The following is a 17,696-nucleotide window of genomic DNA, read 5'->3' on the forward strand; positions in this document are numbered from 1 at the left end:
TCGTCCCTATGAATGACAAAAAAATCCACAAATTTGATTATTTCAATTTTGTGGATTTTTTGGTTTAGATAGTTATGCTTTTAACTTTTAATCCAATTGATAACTTCAGGTTCTGTTACTAAAGTTTTTGGTTTAATTACTTTAACCAATTCCCCTTTTTCGTTGATTAAGTACTTTTGAAAATTCCATTCTACTTCAGAATCCTGTAAACCGTTTCTCGATTTCTCAGTTAAGAATTTATAAACTTCACACATATCGCTTCCTTTAACAGAAACCTTGTTCATCATAGGAAAAGTCACGCCATAATTCTGTTGGCAGAAAGTTTCAATTTCTTTAGCCGTTCCTGGTTCTTGAGATGCAAAGTTGTTTGCAGGGAATCCAACAATTACGAAACCTTTATCTTTATACTCTTTATAAACCGCTTCTAAATCTTTGTACTGAGGTGTTAAACCGCATTTTGAAGCAGTGTTGACAATCATGATTTTTTTGCCTTTTAAAGAAGCAAAGTCAAAAGTATCTCCAGATAGATCTTCTACTTTAAATTGATAAATTGTTTCTTTTGCCATGGTTTTATCTTTTTTAGATAATTTGTTTGAACTAGTTTGAGCATTTAATCCTGTTACAGATAAAAGAGCGGCTCCAAATAGTATAAATAGTACTTTTTTCATCTTATAATTTTTTATAAAATTAGCTAAAATCCGTTTCACAAAACTATTTTGGATCTTTAATTTTTGCCAATCAAAAGTTAAATAAAAAATGAAGCCTAACGTTAATCAGACGTTAGGCTTCCCCCCATACAAACAAATCAAACCATGAATTAATTATTATGCAATCTTTTATAAATTATAGTTGATGACTCGGTTGTGTTCGAAAATTTCTTTCCCCCCCAATATGTCAAATGGCTTTCAAAAAATCTTTTAATGGCTTGTATTGATGTAAATTTAAATCCTAAAATATCCGAAAGACATATTAAAAAAATCTTCGACCTGGAAGTCCGAGTACATCAACTATATAATATTTTCTCTTTTCTTATTTCTAACGAATTATTAATAAGCGCGGCATTCTTTTGTGCATCGTGATAAAGTACCTTCTAAAAAATCCTTTTTAGTAAAAACAGATAATGCCAAAACTGTTGTTAATCCCACTATTAATATTTTGACTATTATTTTGCTATCCATAGGTCTTTAATAATATTATAACAACAGCTTTTTATGTTTTTGGTCACTTTGTCTAAGATCTTTCTGACCTTATTAAAAACATTTACGTAATTGCATTGTTTTTGGTTTTAAAAAAATGAAAAAAAAATGCATTTTTTTCTGACCCCTTTATTTTCTTAGGTTTTAGACTATTAAAAAAAAATAAAAAAATGAAGAAAAAATAAAGTAACTTTATGACAGGTTAGCATATAACGTCTTAACTTTTAATGTTTAAACTTAAAAATCCAAATCTATGAGTCAAGAAGAACTGTTAGTTTTAATTTACAAAAAAGACGAAAAAGCTTTTACGCATTTGTACGATATGTACTCAAAAAGTCTATTTTCTGTCATTCATGTCTTAATCAAAAATCGAGAAGAAGCTGAAGATGTGCTTCAGGATGTTTTTGTCAAAATCTGGAAAAACATCGACACTTACAACGAAAGTAAAGGACGATTTTATACTTGGATACTTAATATCGCCCGAAACACTTCAATCGATAAACTTCGTTCTAAAGACTACAACAACGGTCAAAAAAACCTTTCATCAGATAATTTCGTAAATCTCTTAGACGAGAGCAATAAATTGAGTCATAAACTTGATGCAATTGGAATTCAAGAGTTTGTAAAAAAACTAAAACCAAAATGTATCGAAATAATCAATTTATTATTCTTTAAAGGATATACCCAGCAAGAAGCTTCAGAAGAATTGGCAATGCCACTGGGAACTATCAAAACTCAAAACAGAAACTGTATTAACGATTTACGTAATTATTTGAAGATATAATGGAAGCACAAGAATATATAGAATCAGGAATTTTAGAGCTGTATGTTTACGGTCTATTAAGTGAAAAAGAAAATCTCGAAATTGCCGAAATGGCAAAAAAGAACCCAGAAATGGATCAGGAAATTATCTCGATAGAAAAAGCTGTCATTGCGCTTTCTTCTAGCTTCTCTCCTTTCCATTCTGTAGAGAATTTCGAAAAAATTAAAGCTCGTCTTGAACTTAAACACGGAAAAGTAGTCGACATGAAACCAGCATCAAACTGGTCACAATATGTTGGCTGGGCTGCGGCAGTGCTATTGCTTTTAGGTTTAGGATATCAGACTTTAGAATTGACAAAAACAAAAGAAGCGATTTCTACTGTTGGAAATGAAAAGAATAAAATTCAGCGCGAATATGCTTTTTTAGATCAGCAGAACAAGCAAACCGAGAAAAACTTGAGCATCGTAAGAGATATTAAAAATACAGGTGTAACTCTTGGCGGACAGGCTGTTTCTCCTGCTTCTTTTGCAAAAGTATATTGGAATAAACAGACTAGAACCACTTATATTGATGCGGCAGGTTTACCAACTCCTCCAAAAGGAATGGTTTATCAGGTTTGGTCTTTGAAGTTAAGTCCTGTTCTTACGCCAACAAGTATTGGTTTATTGGATAATTTTGAAGGAAATAAACAAAAAATCTTTGCTGTAGAACAAACGGATTCTGCAGAAGCTTTCGGAATTACCTTGGAGCCAGCCGGCGGAAGTCCAACTCCAACAATGGAACAGCTTTATACTTTAGGAAAAGTTTAAAATTAATCTTTTATAAAAAGCTAAAACGCATATTCAGAGTAATATGCGTTTTTTTATTATATTTAATTAACCAAAAACCAATTTATGAATGCAAACTTACTCTTGAGAATCGCTATGGCGATTATTCTCCTCACCCATTCTATTTCCGGAATGTTTAATAACGGCATTAATGATTTTGGAAATCTTTTCCTCAACCAAATTGGTTTTGCCCCGTATGGTGTATTCCTCGCTTGGAGCATCAAATTATCTCATGTTGCTGCAGCAATACTTTTATTAGCTAATAAATATATTAAACTTGATGGCTTTGTTACCATTTTCGTTCTTATAATGGGAATCATTCTAGTGCACTTTAAAGAAGGTTGGTTTGTTGTTGGCGGCGGAAGAAATGGTGTTGAGTATAATTTTCTACTGATAATAGTTCTAATGGCAATTATGTATCCTAACGGTTTTCAAGTAAGTAATGAAAAAAAATAAAAAATATCACTTTCGAAAAACAATTCTTTTTATCACTTTATTATTTAGTGGAATCATTTTCTCGCAGCATATTCCTGTTGATGAGTATAAATCTCTGAATAAAAACGACAAGGGAATAAAGAAACTGACTGTAAAATTAAATGATACAATTTCAGAAGAGTATTACTTTGATCTAAATGGGATGCCGTATTTTTCAATAGAACGTTCCTATTTTATAAAGTATTATAAATATGATATTAAGAACAGAATTATAAAAAAAATTCAAGTTGACCCAGCCAGAGGTTTTAGTTTTGAGGAGGTAAAATATTTCAAAAACAAAACAAAAGTTTACTCTTATCTTACTGAAGATGAAAAAAAGTATCAACTTGAGCATGATCAATATTTAAAAAATAAAGCGAACGGAGTTGAATATACTATTGTTGGAAAAGATACTATTAGCATTGATGATGCTTATGCAGTAGTTGGGTCTGATGAAGAATATTATAAATACGCTAAAGAGGTTGCCTCTATTCATGACACCATAAGCATGTTTAATTCTTTTGCTTTCAAAAATTTAATGAAGGAACCTAAATACATTTCATTTTCAGCTGAATATGACAACAAGTTAAGGCCATTAAATGAAAAATACTTTAATTCAAGAAATAAAATCACTTCGGACAAAAAGTTTTATTATTCTGGCAATACTGTAACTATCGTCTCTAATACTGATATGATTGGAAAAGGCAAAATAGTAAAGACTTTAGACTCTTCTAATAATATATTAACTGAAGTTGAAAAACAAAAAACTATAAAGTATAAATATGATAAAGGATTATGTATTGAAAAAAAAGAGTTTGAGGGTCATATTCTTGCGAACATAACTTCTTGTACATATAAAGATGGTCTATTAGAACAAAATATATATGAAGATTTTCAGAATGGAGGAAAATTTGTTACGAATTATGTTTATGATTCTAATAAAAGAGTAACCGAAACAATAAGCACTTCTAATCATTCAAAACAAGTGCATAAGTATACTTATGAATATTATTAGTCTATTCAATTTTATTTCTAGAGAAAAAGGTGTGCTAATAATTTAGAACTTTAAAAAAAATACAAAAATGGAAATCATTTGCAAAAATTGTCATCAGATTTTTAAAGGTCATTATTGCAACAACTGCGGTCAGCCTGCAGAAACGCACAAAATAAATGCTCATTTTTTATGGCATGATATTCAGCATGGTTTATTGCATTTTGATAAAGGTATTTTGTATTCTTTGAAACAATTATTTACCAGACCTGGGCATTCTATTCGTGAATTTATTGAGGGAAAAAGAGTTCATCATTTTAAGCCTTTATCTTTGGTTGTAGTTCTCGCAACACTTTATGGTCTTTTATATCATTTCTTTCATATTAATACTTTTGAAGCAGCAAAGACTTCAGATATCGATTCTGATTATTTAAACGAATGGTTTGCTACCCATTTTTCTTGGGTCACAGTGGCGTCAATTCCTATCTATACTATTGGCACCTATCTTGTTTTTAGAAAACAGGGATATAATTTTGTTGAATTTTTTGTACTCAATACTTTTAAGGCGGCTCAAAGAATATCTGTACAATTACTAACAATGCCTGTATTGATTTTTCTAAATCATACCTCGCACATAAAACAGTACAACAATATAATGTATGTTATTGGCATTGTTTTGATCTTTTGGACAAACATTCAGTTTTTTAATAAAATGTCTAAAATCAAAGCTTTTTTCTTAACGCTGTTGAGTCATCTTATTTTTCTAATTTGCTTTTTCCTAATAACCGCTATTATACTTCTCCTCTTTGGTAAACTTTAAAATTTGATATAAAAAAAGGTTCAACATTGTGTTGAACCTTTTTTATGAATTAATAATTATTGCAAATTATCTATTTCTTTACTTTTTTAGTTTTATAGTATTTACGGTACTTAGGATACGTAACAGCTCCAATTATAGAAATTGTAATCAAGCAGTAATAAATCCAGTTTAATGAATGTGCTTCTCCACTTGCGTAAGAGTGTAAACCAACTAAGTGGAAATTTACTCCATAGTAAGTAAACAAGATCGAAACAAAAGCATACATACTCATTAAATTAAAGAACCATTTTCCTCTTAAAGCAGGAACAAAACGAGCGTGAATTACAAAAGCATAAATCATAATCGAGATTAAAGCCCAAGTTTCTTTTGGATCCCATCCCCAGTAACGTCCCCAACTTTCGTTGGCCCATTGTCCTCCTAAGAAGTTTCCGATCGTTAGCATGATAAGACCGATTGTTAAAGACATTTCGTTGATATAGGTAATCTCTTTAATGTTTAGTTCCATTTTGGCTTTGTTTTTCTCGGTTGTAAACAAAATCAATAGTAATGATACAAAACCTAAAATCATTCCTAATGCAGTCGGGCCATAACTACCTACAATAACTGCAACGTGAATCATTAACCAATATGAATTAAGAACTGGCTGTAAATTTGCAATTTCAGGATCAATCCAGTTTAAGTATGCTGCCATTAAAATCATAGCAGTAACAAAAGCCGATGAAGCAACCGTTAATTTTGATTTTCTGTCGAAAGCCAATCCAAAGAACATAGTTGACCAAGCCACATATACAATAGATTCGTAAGCATTACTCCAAGGAGCGTGACCAGAAATATACCAGCGTGCTGTTAATCCTAATGTATGAAGCGCAAATAATAATCCAATTATTATGTGGAATGCATTTATTGTAATACGAAGCCATTTTTTCTCAAAGAAAATATTGACAATAATAAAAATGAACATAAAACTTGCTGCTGTAATATACCAATACGGTAATTTCTGAAATACGTCGTATTTGTTATAGGCAATCTCAGCATCAATTTTCTTCTCGCTTGGTCTTACTTTGGCTCCAAATTTCTTTTGAAAACCATTGATGCTTTCTACTAAATTATCAGCTGTATCAAAGTTTTTCGAAATAGAACCGTTATTCAGAGCACTAAAATATAAAGGCAGAATTTGTTTCACGTAAGTGGAATCCATTCCTTTAAATCCAGCTCCTTCACGCTCTAAATAAGAAACCCATTTGTGGTTTGGATCATTTGGAATAGGGAAAATCTTTAGAATACTTCCGCTTAAAGCAGACTCCATTAAATTTACCTTTTTATCGGTTTCAATAAAATCTTTCTCAAAACTATTTGGATTTGCTGCTTTATAAGCCGCATCTAAATATGGTGATAGTTTATAATTTCCCTGCTCATCAAAGAATTTTACAAACGGAGCATACTTATCTTTAGAATCAATACCAATGATTTTACGTATACTGTCATTTTTTGTGTTGATGTAAATAATAGGAACCTGAATCCAAACCTGAGCATATTGCGTCATAGATAAAAATACCTGGTCAGAGTTCATTTCGTTATACTTATCATCGTGGCTTACTTTACGAAGTAATTCAGATGAAAACGTATTGATTGGCTTCATTCTACCTCCAGCATCCTGAATAATCAGACGTCCAAATTTTGCAGCATGAGCTTCCGGAGCTTTATAGATATTCAATAAAGAATCTAATTGCTTTTTGCTTGGCGGCGCAGTAACGTGATTCGCGTGATCATTAGGATCTGCAGAATGCTCGTGATCATGATCATGTGAGTGAACATGCGGTGACTGCTGTGCAAAACTGCTCAAACTCAACATTAAAACTAAAATCGTAATTAGTTTTTCTTTTTTCTTTTTAACAGCTTCAAGCTTACGTTTCAAATCGCCAAAACGAGAGTTCTTTGTAAACATAATTGCCATTAAACCAATATATAATAAAAAGTATCCCAAATAAGTAATGTTAGTTCCCCAGAAATCATGATTTACAGATAAAACTGTTCCTTTTTCATCTGGATCAAATGAAGACTGGAAGAAACGATATCCTTTATAATCCAAAACGTGATTCATGAAAATATCTGCATCAAAAGTTTCTGTAGAATCCTGAACGGTAACTTTACTTTTAAAAGCAGAATAGCTTTTTTCTGTTCCAGGATATTTGTCGGCAATAAAATCATTTAAACGAATTTTGAATGGTAAAACATACGCTTTACTTCCAAAGAAAATAGAATATTCAATATTACCGATTTTAACCGTTTTAGCTTCTCCAACTTGACCTTTAGAACCAAAAACCATTACTTCTTTTTCTTGTCCTTCAGCTTTTACTTTAACTACTAAAGCGTCAGTATGAGATTTTGCTTTAAAATCATTATTCGATTCGTAATCTACTTTTCCTTTCATTGGAGGCTCTGGAAATACAATTCTAATATCTCCAATGCTATATAACGAACGCATCATTAAAGGCTGTACATTATCTTTTGTAACTTTTCCTTTAAATTGATCTGCCATTCGCATAAACTCACCTTCAAAAGGAGTTTGGATCGTATATTCTTTTCCAGTTGTATTGATGTTAATTGCACCGTCTGTCTGCTTATTTAAAGCAAATAGTACATTGTGAATGTTCTGAACTTCACCTTCTTTCAGATAATGTTCTTCACGTCCGCCTGCTCCGGCTTCAACTAGTTTAAGGTATAAAGTTCCGTTTGGATCTGGTTTAACCACTTCTTTAGCTCCCATGATATAGTTCGAATACGTAACTTCAAAAGGAGTTTCGTCGAATTTTCCTGAAATACTAAAATCATTATTGGTAACAGGAGAAAGCAAAAGACTTTTCTCAAAAACCCTTCTTTTCATTTCCCCTTTATATTCACCATCAGCAAAAATGGTTAGAAAAGTTTTATCTGAATACACTTGGTTTTCTGCCGCGCCTTCGCGAATTGGCATCATTCCTTCATAACTAATATATCTAGTGATAAAAGCTCCTAAAAGAATAAAAATAAAAGAAAGGTGCAATAAAAGGCTTGCCCATTTTTCTTTTTTATGCAATTGATATTTTTTGATGTTTCCGAAGAAATTGATCACAAAGATGGCCATAATTGCTTCAAACCACCAGGTATTGTAAATTAGTATTCTGGCTGTATCGGTATTGTATTTACTTTCGATAAAAGTTCCAACACCCATTGCAATTGCGAATGTTAAAAAAAGAACGGCCATTAAACGTGTAGAAAACAAAAAAGAGAATATTTTTTTATCCATTTCTTAGGAATTACATTGTATAAAAGTGCGACAAAAGTACTTAAAAATGTTGATTAGCAGGCTTTGCCTTTTGTTAATAAAAACCAAAAATAAGGACTATTTTTTAAACGAATTGATAATATAGAAAGTTTAAACTTACAAAACAGATACGCTTTTTTTGAATAATTGTTTTTAGCTAAAAAGTGTTAGAATTCTAACAAAAACCAGAAGACAATAAAAACCTCAAAAAAGCATTATCAATATTCAATAGTCTCCTGCATTAAAAAAAATAATACTAATTTTGCTTTCATGATTCAGATAACAATAATCGGTTCCGGCAATGTTGCACAGCATTTGATAAAGGCTTTTTCTGCCAGCAAAATTGTTGAAATTAAACAGGTTTTTGCACGAAAGAAAGAGGCTTTACTTCACTTAATTGATTCTGAAAAAATAGTTACGGATTACAGTCAATTACAATCAGCTGATTTACATATAATTTCAGTTTCAGATAATGCTATAACAGAAGTTTCAGAACAACTGCCATTTAATAATCAGCTGGTGGTTCATACCTCGGGAACATCCTCAATTGAACTCTTAAATCCGAAAAACCGACGCGGTGTATTTTATCCACTTCAGACTTTTTCTAAAAATAAAGAATTAAATTATTCTATTATCCCTTTTTGTCTAGAAGCAGAAAACACAGCCGATTTTAAGCTTTTAGAAACCGTTGCAAAAAGCGTTTCTACAGCCGTTTATTCTATTAGTTCAGAACAGCGTAAAGCGCTTCATGTAGCAGCCGTTTTTGTGAGCAATTTTACCAATCATTTGTATCAAATCGGACAAGAAGTCTGTGAAGAAAATCAAGTGCCTTTTGCAGTTTTAAGACCTTTAATTCAGGAAACTGCTGATAAAATTAACACACTCAATCCGATTGATGCCCAAACTGGACCGGCCATACGCTACGATTCAAATACGATTAATGCGCATCTGGCTTTTTTACAAGACGAAAACAAAAAAAAAATCTATAAAATCCTAACACAATCTATACAGCATAATGGCAAAAAGTTATAAAGAAATAATGAATGACATCACAACCTTTGTTTTTGATGTAGACGGCGTACTTACAGACAGTTCTGTTTTTGTAACCAATGAAGGCGAAATGTTAAGAACAATGAATATTCGTGATGGTTTTGCGATGAAAGCAGCTATCGAAAGCGGTTATCATGTGTGCATTATTTCTGGCGGAAGCAATGAAGGTGTACGCATTCGTCTTCGCAATCTAGGTATTTCTGACATTCATTTGGGAACTCCTGATAAAGTAAAAACTTTTAACGCTTACTGCGAAAGCAAAAATATTAAACCTGAAAATGTATTGTATATGGGAGACGACATCCCTGATTTTCATGTTATGAAATTAGTTGGACTACCTACCTCTCCTCAAGATGCAAGTCCAGAAATTAAAAATATCTGTCGATACATTTCACACGTAAAAGGCGGACGTGGTGCTGCAAGAGACGTTATAGAGCAAGTGATGAAAGTGCAAGGCAAATGGATGGAGTATTTTAATGGACAGCACGATTAGTTTAATTGTGAATTGTTAATGATAAATTGTTAATTTAAAAACCTTAGAACCTTAGCATCTTAGCCACTCAGAACCTCAGAAAATGAAATTCCTCAAACTCATTCGTTATAAAAACCTTTTAATGCTTGCTTTCATGCAGCTGCTTTTTCGCTATGCTTTTTTAAAACAGCAACAAGTTCCTTTGGCATTAGCTGACTGGCAATACGGATTACTAGTTTTAAGCACTGTATTACTTGCCGCGGCAGGTTATGTTATTAATAATATTTATGACGTAGGAACCGATACCATCAACAAACCAAATGATGTTGTTGTAGGGAAAGGAATTACAGAAACTGCAGCTTATAATATTTATATTGGTTTAAATATTTCTGGGGTTGCAATTGGTTTTATTCTGTCGAATATTATCATGAGACCAACTTTTGCATCGCTTTTTATTTTAATCGCATCACTTTTATATTTTTATGCGACAACTCTAAAACAAATCATGATTTTGGGCAATTTTGTTGTAGCATTGCTTTTGGCTGTTAGCGTTTTGATTATAGGAGTTTTTGATCTTTTTCCAGCTACAACGAGCGAAAATCAGGCACAAATGGCTAGTCTTTTTTCTATTTTAACAGATTATGCTCTTTTTGCTTTTATGATTAATTTTATTCGCGAGATTGTAAAAGACATTGAAGATGTAAATGGCGATTATAATATGGGACTGAATACATTACCAGTTGCAATTGGAGTTAATAGAGCTGCAAAAATAGCATTAGGTTTTGCTATAATTTCTTTTATTTTATCGGGACTTTACTGCAATACATACTTCATGCAAAACAAGCTTTATATAGCTGTATTTTATGCTTTTGCAACTGTTTTAGCACCTTTGCTTTATTTTATTGTCAAAATATTTAGTGCAAAATCTCAAAAAGATTTTCATCATTTAAGCACTATCCTGAAACTTATTTTATTCTTCGGAATTTTATCAATCTTGGTTATTGCCTTAAATATCAAATACAATGCTTAAAGAAAAATTAAAAAAATATAAAATCATTTTAGCTTCGGGTTCGCCTCGCAGACAGCAATTTTTTAAGGATTTGGATCTTGATTTTGAAATTCGTTTAAAAGATGTTGAAGAAATTTATCCGCCAGAATTAAAAGCAGCTGAAATTACCGATTATCTTGCTGTATTAAAAGCAAATGCTTTTGAAGGAGAATTGAAAGAAAATGAAATCTTGGTTACAAGCGACACCATTGTTTGGCACCAAAATAAAGCTTTAGGAAAGCCAAAAAATGCTGAAGAGGCTTTTGCAATGATAAAATCGATGTCTAATGCAACACATGAAGTAATTACTTCTGTTTGTTTTAAAACGGCAGACTCCTCTACTCTTCTACATGATATTACCAAAGTAACTTTTAATGATTTATCAGACGAAGCTATTCTATATTATATTGAAAACTACAAACCTTATGATAAAGCTGGCGCATACGGAATTCAGGAATGGTTTGGTTTTATGGCAGTTGCAAAAGTAGAAGGCTCTTATACCAATGTAATGGGACTTCCGACAGCCAAAGTTTACGAATTTTTGACTACATTAGTGTAAAAATTTATTTATGTTTTCTTTTAAAGAGTATAGCCGAGAAATAATCGCAACAATCATTCTTATTGGAGTTTTGATTGTATTACGTATAGTAATTGCTAAACTAATAAGGCGTTTTGCGGCTACAAGCCAATTATTTGAACATCGTACAAATCTGGTTATTAAGTATATTAATATTTTAATGAATATACTTCTTGTAACCATTTTGATCATAATCTGGGGAGTTCAGACAGAAGATATTTTTATTACTATTTCTTCTATTGCAACTGTAATTGGAGTTGCCATGTTTGCACAATGGTCTATTTTGAGCAATATTACTTCAGGAATGGTTCTGTTTTTCTCTTTTCCTTTTAGGATTGGAGACACCATTAAAATTCATGATAAAGATTTTCCTATTGAAGCTGAAATCGAAGACATTAATACCTTTCATGTAAGTTTAAAAACAAAAGAAGGAGAAAAAATAGTTTTTCCAAACAATCTATTACTTCAAAAAGGAATTTCTATCATTCCTGCAAAATACGAGGAACGCGAGTTTTTCGACTAAAATTATAATGGGAATTTTATAACGGGCGGCAAAAAAGCTAGAACAGAAAAAGACAAATAAAGTGTAATATTTGTTTTATAAATTCAGCTAAATAAAATACAAAATGACTCGGCCTATAACATTACCATTTTATGCAAAACTCTCTTTTATTCTTGTTACTTTAATTTGTTTTGCATTCATTTTTTGCATGGGGAAAGATATTCTTACCCCCATTTTAATGGCATTTTTATTTGCTGTTCTACTGCTTCCGATTTTTACTTTTCTAAAGACCAAACTTAAGTTTCCGAGACATCTCGCCGCTATAGTCTGTCTTGCTATTTTTATTTCTATTGTGGTCGGAATTTTGGTTTTCATCTCGTATCAAGTCACTTACATGGCGAATGATTTTGAAACAATAAAGAAAAATGCAAACTCGTTTATAATCCAAATTCATAAATTTATAAGAGAAAATTTTCAGGTAAGTATTGGAGAACAGAAAAAATATCTGGATTCTGTCACAAAAGATTCTGTAAAAACAGGTCAGGCAAAACTCGGTTCGTTTATAATTTCGATAAGTGATGTTCTTTTAGACAGTACGATTATGATTATTTATACCTTTCTGTTTTTGATTTACAAAGAGCATTTTAAGCTGTTTTTCGCCAAACTAATCAAACAGGAAAATCATGGTATTTTGCAGGATATTCTGTCTCAGATAAAAGTTTCTATCAACAATTACATTGTAAGCTTAATTATCGAAATGATTGTTGTTTCGGTATTGACTAGTTTAGGTTTATGGATTATTGGCGTAAAATATTTTATTCTACTAGGATTAATTACAGGAATTTTGAACCTGATTCCTTATATCGGAATTTTTATCGCTGGTGTTATTACTGTTTTAGCTTCACTCACAGGGTCTGGAGAAATTTCAGTAATTCTCGGAATTCTTATTGTGAATATAATAGTTCAGTTTATCGATAATAATCTGCTTGTGCCATTAATTATTAATTCTAAAGTAGAAATTAATGCTTTTGTGTCGATCATGGGAATTATTGTTGGAGGAGCCGCCGCCGGAATTGCCGGAATGTTTTTAGCCATTCCCCTTTTGGCAATTTTGAAAATTATTTTTGATCGAATTGACTCGCTTTCAGCTTGGGGCTACTTGATGGGAAATCATGTTCCGAGAAAATTTGTCTGGAGAAAGAGAAAAATTACAACAGAAAATTAAAAAAAGCGTTATGCTAGCATAGCATTTATTTATTCCTTAAATTCATAAACCTTAAAATTATTAGAAGAAAAACTACCGCATGTCTTTAAACAAAAAAATATTATTTTTTATTTTGCTGTGCTTTTGTTTACAAAGCGGGTACGCGCAGGTAGATCAAAATAAAAAAGAGCCTAAAAAAGAGAAAGACACAACGGAGATTTACACTAAAATCAGAAATTATTCTAAGAAAAATAAATTTACGCAGGCTATGCATAAATTATTCTTTAGGTCTAAAAAATCGAAGAAAAAAGACGAACTGCTTGTTCCCATTGATTCTACGAATTATGATGGAAAGATTATTCGAAAAATCAACATTATAACCTTAGATCCTTTTGGATATTCTGTTGCAGATACTACTCAAATTCCTAAAAATTGGGGAGAAAGAATGGGTAATAGGCTTCACTTAAAAACAAAAAAAATAGCTATTTATAATTTATTGCTTTTTAAGAAAAATACTCCGTACAACACTTATAAAGTTCTAGAGTCTGAACGTTTAATTCGTGCACAACGATATGTTACAGCAGTTAGAATTTCGAATCAAAGTGTTGGGCAAGCTTCAGATTCTGTAGACGTTACGATTCGTGTTTTAGATTCATGGAGTACTATACCAAGATTTTCAATTTCTAGCAATCAAATGTCAATCGGTTTTAAAGAAAAAGACTTTTTTGGAACTGGACAACAATTGGAATATCGTTTCACTAATCGCTTTGACGATGGCCGAAATGCTAATGAAGCAACTTATACAGTTCCAAATATTAAAAATACTTATATCGGTACTGTCTTTCATTACAATATGGATTTGGATAATAACTATATTAAAAGTATAGATATTGAACGAGACTTCTACTCTCCTTTGACTAAATGGGCGGGCGGATTTTATATTGACGAAAGCTTTAGAAAAGACACGCTTCAAGCTCCAGATTCGACATTTGCTTATCAGCCAAAAAAATATACTTCGCAAGATGTTTGGGCGGGACATGCTTTTAAAATGTATGAAGATAGCAATCATGCCATAACTAACTTGATTACAACAGCACGTTTTTTGAATGTAAATTATAGCGAATCGCCTTCTGAGCTTTATGATCCGAATCATTTTTATTCTTCTGAAAAGCTCATTCTCAGCGGAATTGGTCTAAACACAAGAAAATTCATCAAAGACAGTTATATTTTTAGGAACGGACAGACAGAAGACGTCCCAATTGGGCGAATATATGGTGTTACTTTTGGATATCAATATAAAAACACTTTTTGGCGGCCTTATGTCGGGGCTCAATTCTCTTTTGGAAATTATTATCGTCTAGGCTTTTTAAGTATGAATTTTGAAGCTGGAACTTTCTTTCATCAATCCAAAACCTATCAAACCTCATTTTTGTTTGAGTCTAACTATTTTACGAAGTTATACAGTATCGGAAATTGGAAAATTAGGCAATTCGTCAACCCAAAAGTAGTTATTGGAATAAATCGAGATGATATAATTGGAGATCAATTAAACATAAATGAAGATAACGGAATTCCTGGATTTAATAGTTATTTGTACGGAACCAGCAAGGCTGTTTTATCCTTACAGACACAAACGTATTCTCCACATGCATTACTTGGGTTTCGTTTAAATCCATTTTTTAATTATTCTATCGCAGTACTAGGAAGTCCGGAAATGGCGATGACTAAGAGTAAACCCTATTCTCAACTTACTGTGGGATTATTAATTAGCAATGACTATTTGGTTTTCAGTTCATTCCAGCTTTCGTTGTCCTATTATCCAAGTATTCCGCAGCAGGGAGACAATGTTTTCAAAACTAATACTTTTGAAACTACCGATTACGGACTCCAAACTTTTGAGTTGGCAAAACCGAGGGTAGTCAATTACAAGTAATTTTTTTTATTTTTTTATGAAACTTTTAAGCATAAAAAACCACTATAAATCAGATATTTAAGCAATACATACTTTTAATTTACTCGATGAAATGCATTTTTATTCGACAAAATACATCTCTTTTATTTTTTTGGCACAGTATATGAATATCCCTATTCAAGATTAACATTTAAAAAAAACAAAAAAGATGAAAACGATAAAATTAGCAATCGCCGGATTATTTCTAATGGTTGCAAACGCCACGCAAGCCCAAGTATCGATAAACGTGAATATAGGAAACCCACCAGCTTGGGGACCTGCAGGATATACAGATATGGAATATTATTATCTTCCAGATATTGAAGCTTATTACGATGTTCGTGCTGCTCAATTTATCTATTTTGGAGGAGGAAGATGGGTAAGAACAACTTACTTACCAAGACAATATAGAAACTATGATCTATATGGTGGTTACAAAGTAGTTTTGACAGACTATCACGGAAGAACTCCTTATACATACTTTGATCGTCATAGAGTAAAATACTATAAAGGATACCATGGAGTTGCACAAAGACCATACAGACCGAGACCAGTATATGGATATAACGATCGTAGAGACTACAAACATTATGATAAACATGATAAACACCATGACAAACACGATCGCCACGATCATGATGATCACCACGATCACGGACATGGAAGAAGATAATTGCTAAATTATTAGTAATCAGCTCAAGAGAGTATCAATTAAATGATGCTCTCTTTTTTTTTGATAATTTAACTTTGAAGTTTTGTTAAAAATTTGTAATTTGTATATAAATCATTGTAAAACAGAGAGTTTTAACAAAATTAACCTTTGTTTAATGTGATTATGATATATATTTGCACCGAATTTTCAAAACCCAAATTAAAATTTTATGAGAAAGAATGTTTATTTGCTTTCATTTTTAGCAATGTCACTATTAATAGGATGTGACGATAATAATGACAACAAAAATGACGGACAGTCGTCAAATAACATTACTATTACTTCTGATCAATCTACTTTAAATCAAAGGTTAGACTTGACTAATTCAGGAGTAATTTCGATCGAAAATGGTTCGTTGACAGGGAAATCTGCAGAGACAGCCAACACTTCTTTTCCTCTAGTTCAAATTGCCGAAGTTAAACCGCCAGTTGATGCTAACGGAAGAACACTACAAGCCAGCCATGTTACGGTAAACGGAAATTATGCTTATGTTTCTTATATTATGAGAGGCGATGCTTATTCTGGAGCAATTGACGTAATTGATGTTTCAGATCCTTATAAACCAAAATTGGTTACATCGGCTTTAATTCCTAATACAGACATTACATCTCTAACTTTCTCTGGATCAAATTTAATTATTGGGGCAGCAAAAGATGTAGACAAAGATCCGCTTCTTACTACAAATCCAGCTATTGTTCTTAATATGGAGTTAAGTTCTGGACTGCTTACCGATAAATTTAAAACGAATTATTTAGAAAATAGAGTTACAACAGATGTTGCCGCTAATACTTCTAATTATTTTGCTGTAACTGGAGATAACGGAAGTTTATTCAAACTAAGCAGCTCTACTAAAGAAATTACTGGAAAAGCTACTGTAGCCGATTTACGCTCTATTGCCTTAACAAGCGACAAAGTAGTCACTTTAAGCGGAACGAAAGGCGTTAATATTTACAATCAATCTACTCTTGCTTTGCAAAAAAGCTTTACAACTTCAACTGATGTAAGTGGTGCGAAACGAACAATGGATATCGACGGTACAAAACTTTTTGTTTCTGAAGGTCCAAACGGTCTTGGCGTATACGATATCAACAGTGGTTCTAAATTACAAAGCATTGCAATTGCAACAGCTGGAGAAGATAATGTAACAAATGCTGTTTCTTTTAATGATGGCTATGCTTTTGTAGCAAACGGAGCTCTTGGCTTAAATGTTTACCAATCTTCAACACAACTTAATTTATTAGGTTCTGTAGGAATTGCAGGTTCATCAAACTATGTAAAATCAAGCGGAAATTATATCTATGTTGCAAGCGGAACAGGTGGTTTGAAAATTATTAAAATGGAAAAACCAAATGGAACTTTTGCAAATTGCACATCTTACATTGTATACAATCAAGGTAAAGATTTGATTTTGAATTCTAACGACATAAAATCATACCAAGGAGCAACTGCTATTAATTCGGCAATTATTAATTCTGGTGCTGTTTTAACACATTGTGGTTCAATTACCGTTCAAAATAATCTGACTTTAAACAGCGGTGGTACTTTCAACATGACTGGAAGTTTGTCTCAAGGTAAATACCAGCAATCGAATCCAACAGAGTTAGTTATTAATAGTAATGCACTTTTACAAGTTGAAGGTTCTGTTGTAATTTGGGGGGATTTAAGATTAAACAGTGGTGCAAAAATTAATTTTATTGGAAGCAATTCTTCTATCACTATTTACGGAAAAGTTACCAAAGGAAGTAATGTAACGATCACAGGCACTTATAAAGACACCGAGAATAAATTAAAATAAGTCATTCAAA

General features: G+C 32.0%; 16 protein-coding genes. 14 read left to right on the top strand and 2 right to left on the bottom strand.

What is annotated here, in order from left to right:
* Positions 1-80: 80 nt before the first annotated feature.
* The gene (locus OZP10_RS21305; protein WP_281632671.1) at positions 81-668 is read right to left on the bottom strand and encodes a glutathione peroxidase; all 588 of its coding nucleotides are present in this window, start codon (positions 666-668) and stop codon (positions 81-83) included.
* A 781-nt stretch (positions 669-1,449) separates the two neighbouring features.
* Here OZP10_RS21305 and OZP10_RS21310 point away from each other — a divergent pair.
* The 5 genes from OZP10_RS21310 to OZP10_RS21330 all read left to right on the top strand — a co-directional run bounded on the left by OZP10_RS21310 (position 1,450) and on the right by OZP10_RS21330 (position 5,071).
* On the top strand, positions 1,450-1,980 hold the full coding sequence (locus OZP10_RS21310; RefSeq protein ID WP_281632672.1) for an RNA polymerase sigma factor: 531 nt from the start codon (positions 1,450-1,452) through the stop codon (positions 1,978-1,980).
* Positions 1,980-2,768: an anti-sigma factor gene (locus OZP10_RS21315; protein WP_281632673.1), complete on the top strand. Its 789-nt coding sequence runs from the start codon at positions 1,980-1,982 to the stop codon at positions 2,766-2,768. Before OZP10_RS21310 ends, OZP10_RS21315 begins: the two co-directional genes overlap by 1 nt.
* Before the next feature lie 84 nt (positions 2,769-2,852).
* Positions 2,853-3,242: a DoxX family protein gene (locus OZP10_RS21320; RefSeq protein WP_281632674.1), complete on the top strand. Its 390-nt coding sequence runs from the start codon at positions 2,853-2,855 to the stop codon at positions 3,240-3,242.
* Positions 3,229-4,275 carry a hypothetical protein gene (locus OZP10_RS21325; protein WP_281632675.1) on the top strand — a complete coding sequence of 349 codons (1,047 nt, stop codon included), beginning with the start codon at positions 3,229-3,231 and terminating at the stop codon, positions 4,273-4,275. The genes OZP10_RS21320 and OZP10_RS21325 overlap by 14 nt, the downstream gene beginning before the upstream one ends.
* Positions 4,276-4,342: 67 nt before the next feature.
* Positions 4,343-5,071 carry a DUF3667 domain-containing protein gene (locus tag OZP10_RS21330; RefSeq protein WP_281632676.1) on the top strand — a complete coding sequence of 243 codons (729 nt, stop codon included), beginning with the start codon at positions 4,343-4,345 and terminating at the stop codon, positions 5,069-5,071.
* 70 nt (positions 5,072-5,141) lie between these two features.
* Here the strand turns inward: OZP10_RS21330 and OZP10_RS21335 are convergent, their stop codons facing one another.
* The gene (locus OZP10_RS21335; RefSeq protein WP_281632677.1) at positions 5,142-8,357 is read right to left on the bottom strand and encodes a cytochrome c biogenesis protein CcsA; all 3,216 of its coding nucleotides are present in this window, start codon (positions 8,355-8,357) and stop codon (positions 5,142-5,144) included.
* Positions 8,358-8,645: 288 nt separating this feature from the next.
* Between OZP10_RS21335 and OZP10_RS21340 the strand changes: the two genes are divergently transcribed.
* The 9 genes from OZP10_RS21340 to OZP10_RS21380 all read left to right on the top strand — a co-directional run bounded on the left by OZP10_RS21340 (position 8,646) and on the right by OZP10_RS21380 (position 17,686).
* Positions 8,646-9,407 (top strand): Rossmann-like and DUF2520 domain-containing protein, encoded by a 762-nt coding sequence (locus OZP10_RS21340; protein ID WP_281632678.1) that lies wholly within the window; start codon positions 8,646-8,648, stop codon positions 9,405-9,407.
* Positions 9,391-9,918, top strand: a complete 528-nt coding sequence (locus tag OZP10_RS21345) for a KdsC family phosphatase (protein WP_281632679.1) — start codon at positions 9,391-9,393, stop codon at positions 9,916-9,918. Before OZP10_RS21340 ends, OZP10_RS21345 begins: the two co-directional genes overlap by 17 nt.
* 82 nt (positions 9,919-10,000) lie before the next feature.
* Complete coding sequence (locus OZP10_RS21350; RefSeq protein WP_281632680.1) at positions 10,001-10,927, top strand: geranylgeranylglycerol-phosphate geranylgeranyltransferase; 927 nt, start codon at positions 10,001-10,003, stop codon at positions 10,925-10,927.
* Positions 10,920-11,504, top strand: a complete 585-nt coding sequence (locus tag OZP10_RS21355) for a Maf-like protein (protein ID WP_281632681.1) — start codon at positions 10,920-10,922, stop codon at positions 11,502-11,504. The genes OZP10_RS21350 and OZP10_RS21355 overlap by 8 nt, the downstream gene beginning before the upstream one ends.
* A 10-nt stretch (positions 11,505-11,514) precedes the next feature.
* Positions 11,515-12,045 (top strand): mechanosensitive ion channel domain-containing protein, encoded by a 531-nt coding sequence (locus OZP10_RS21360; protein WP_281632682.1) that lies wholly within the window; start codon positions 11,515-11,517, stop codon positions 12,043-12,045.
* Positions 12,046-12,148: 103 nt separating this feature from the next.
* Positions 12,149-13,249 (top strand): AI-2E family transporter, encoded by a 1,101-nt coding sequence (locus OZP10_RS21365; RefSeq protein WP_281632683.1) that lies wholly within the window; start codon positions 12,149-12,151, stop codon positions 13,247-13,249.
* A 247-nt stretch (positions 13,250-13,496) separates the two neighbouring features.
* Positions 13,497-15,161 (top strand): BamA/TamA family outer membrane protein, encoded by a 1,665-nt coding sequence (locus tag OZP10_RS21370; protein WP_349293748.1) that lies wholly within the window; start codon positions 13,497-13,499, stop codon positions 15,159-15,161.
* A gap of 187 nt (positions 15,162-15,348) precedes the next feature.
* Positions 15,349-15,852 carry a hypothetical protein gene (locus OZP10_RS21375; RefSeq protein WP_281632685.1) on the top strand — a complete coding sequence of 168 codons (504 nt, stop codon included), beginning with the start codon at positions 15,349-15,351 and terminating at the stop codon, positions 15,850-15,852.
* 208 nt (positions 15,853-16,060) lie between these two features.
* Positions 16,061-17,686, top strand: coding sequence for an LVIVD repeat-containing protein (locus OZP10_RS21380; RefSeq protein ID WP_281632686.1), 1,626 nt, complete (start codon positions 16,061-16,063; stop codon positions 17,684-17,686).
* Positions 17,687-17,696 lie beyond the last annotated feature (10 nt).

Source organism: Flavobacterium luteolum (assembly GCF_027111275.1).
Lineage (GTDB): Bacteria > Bacteroidota > Bacteroidia > Flavobacteriales > Flavobacteriaceae > Flavobacterium > Flavobacterium luteolum.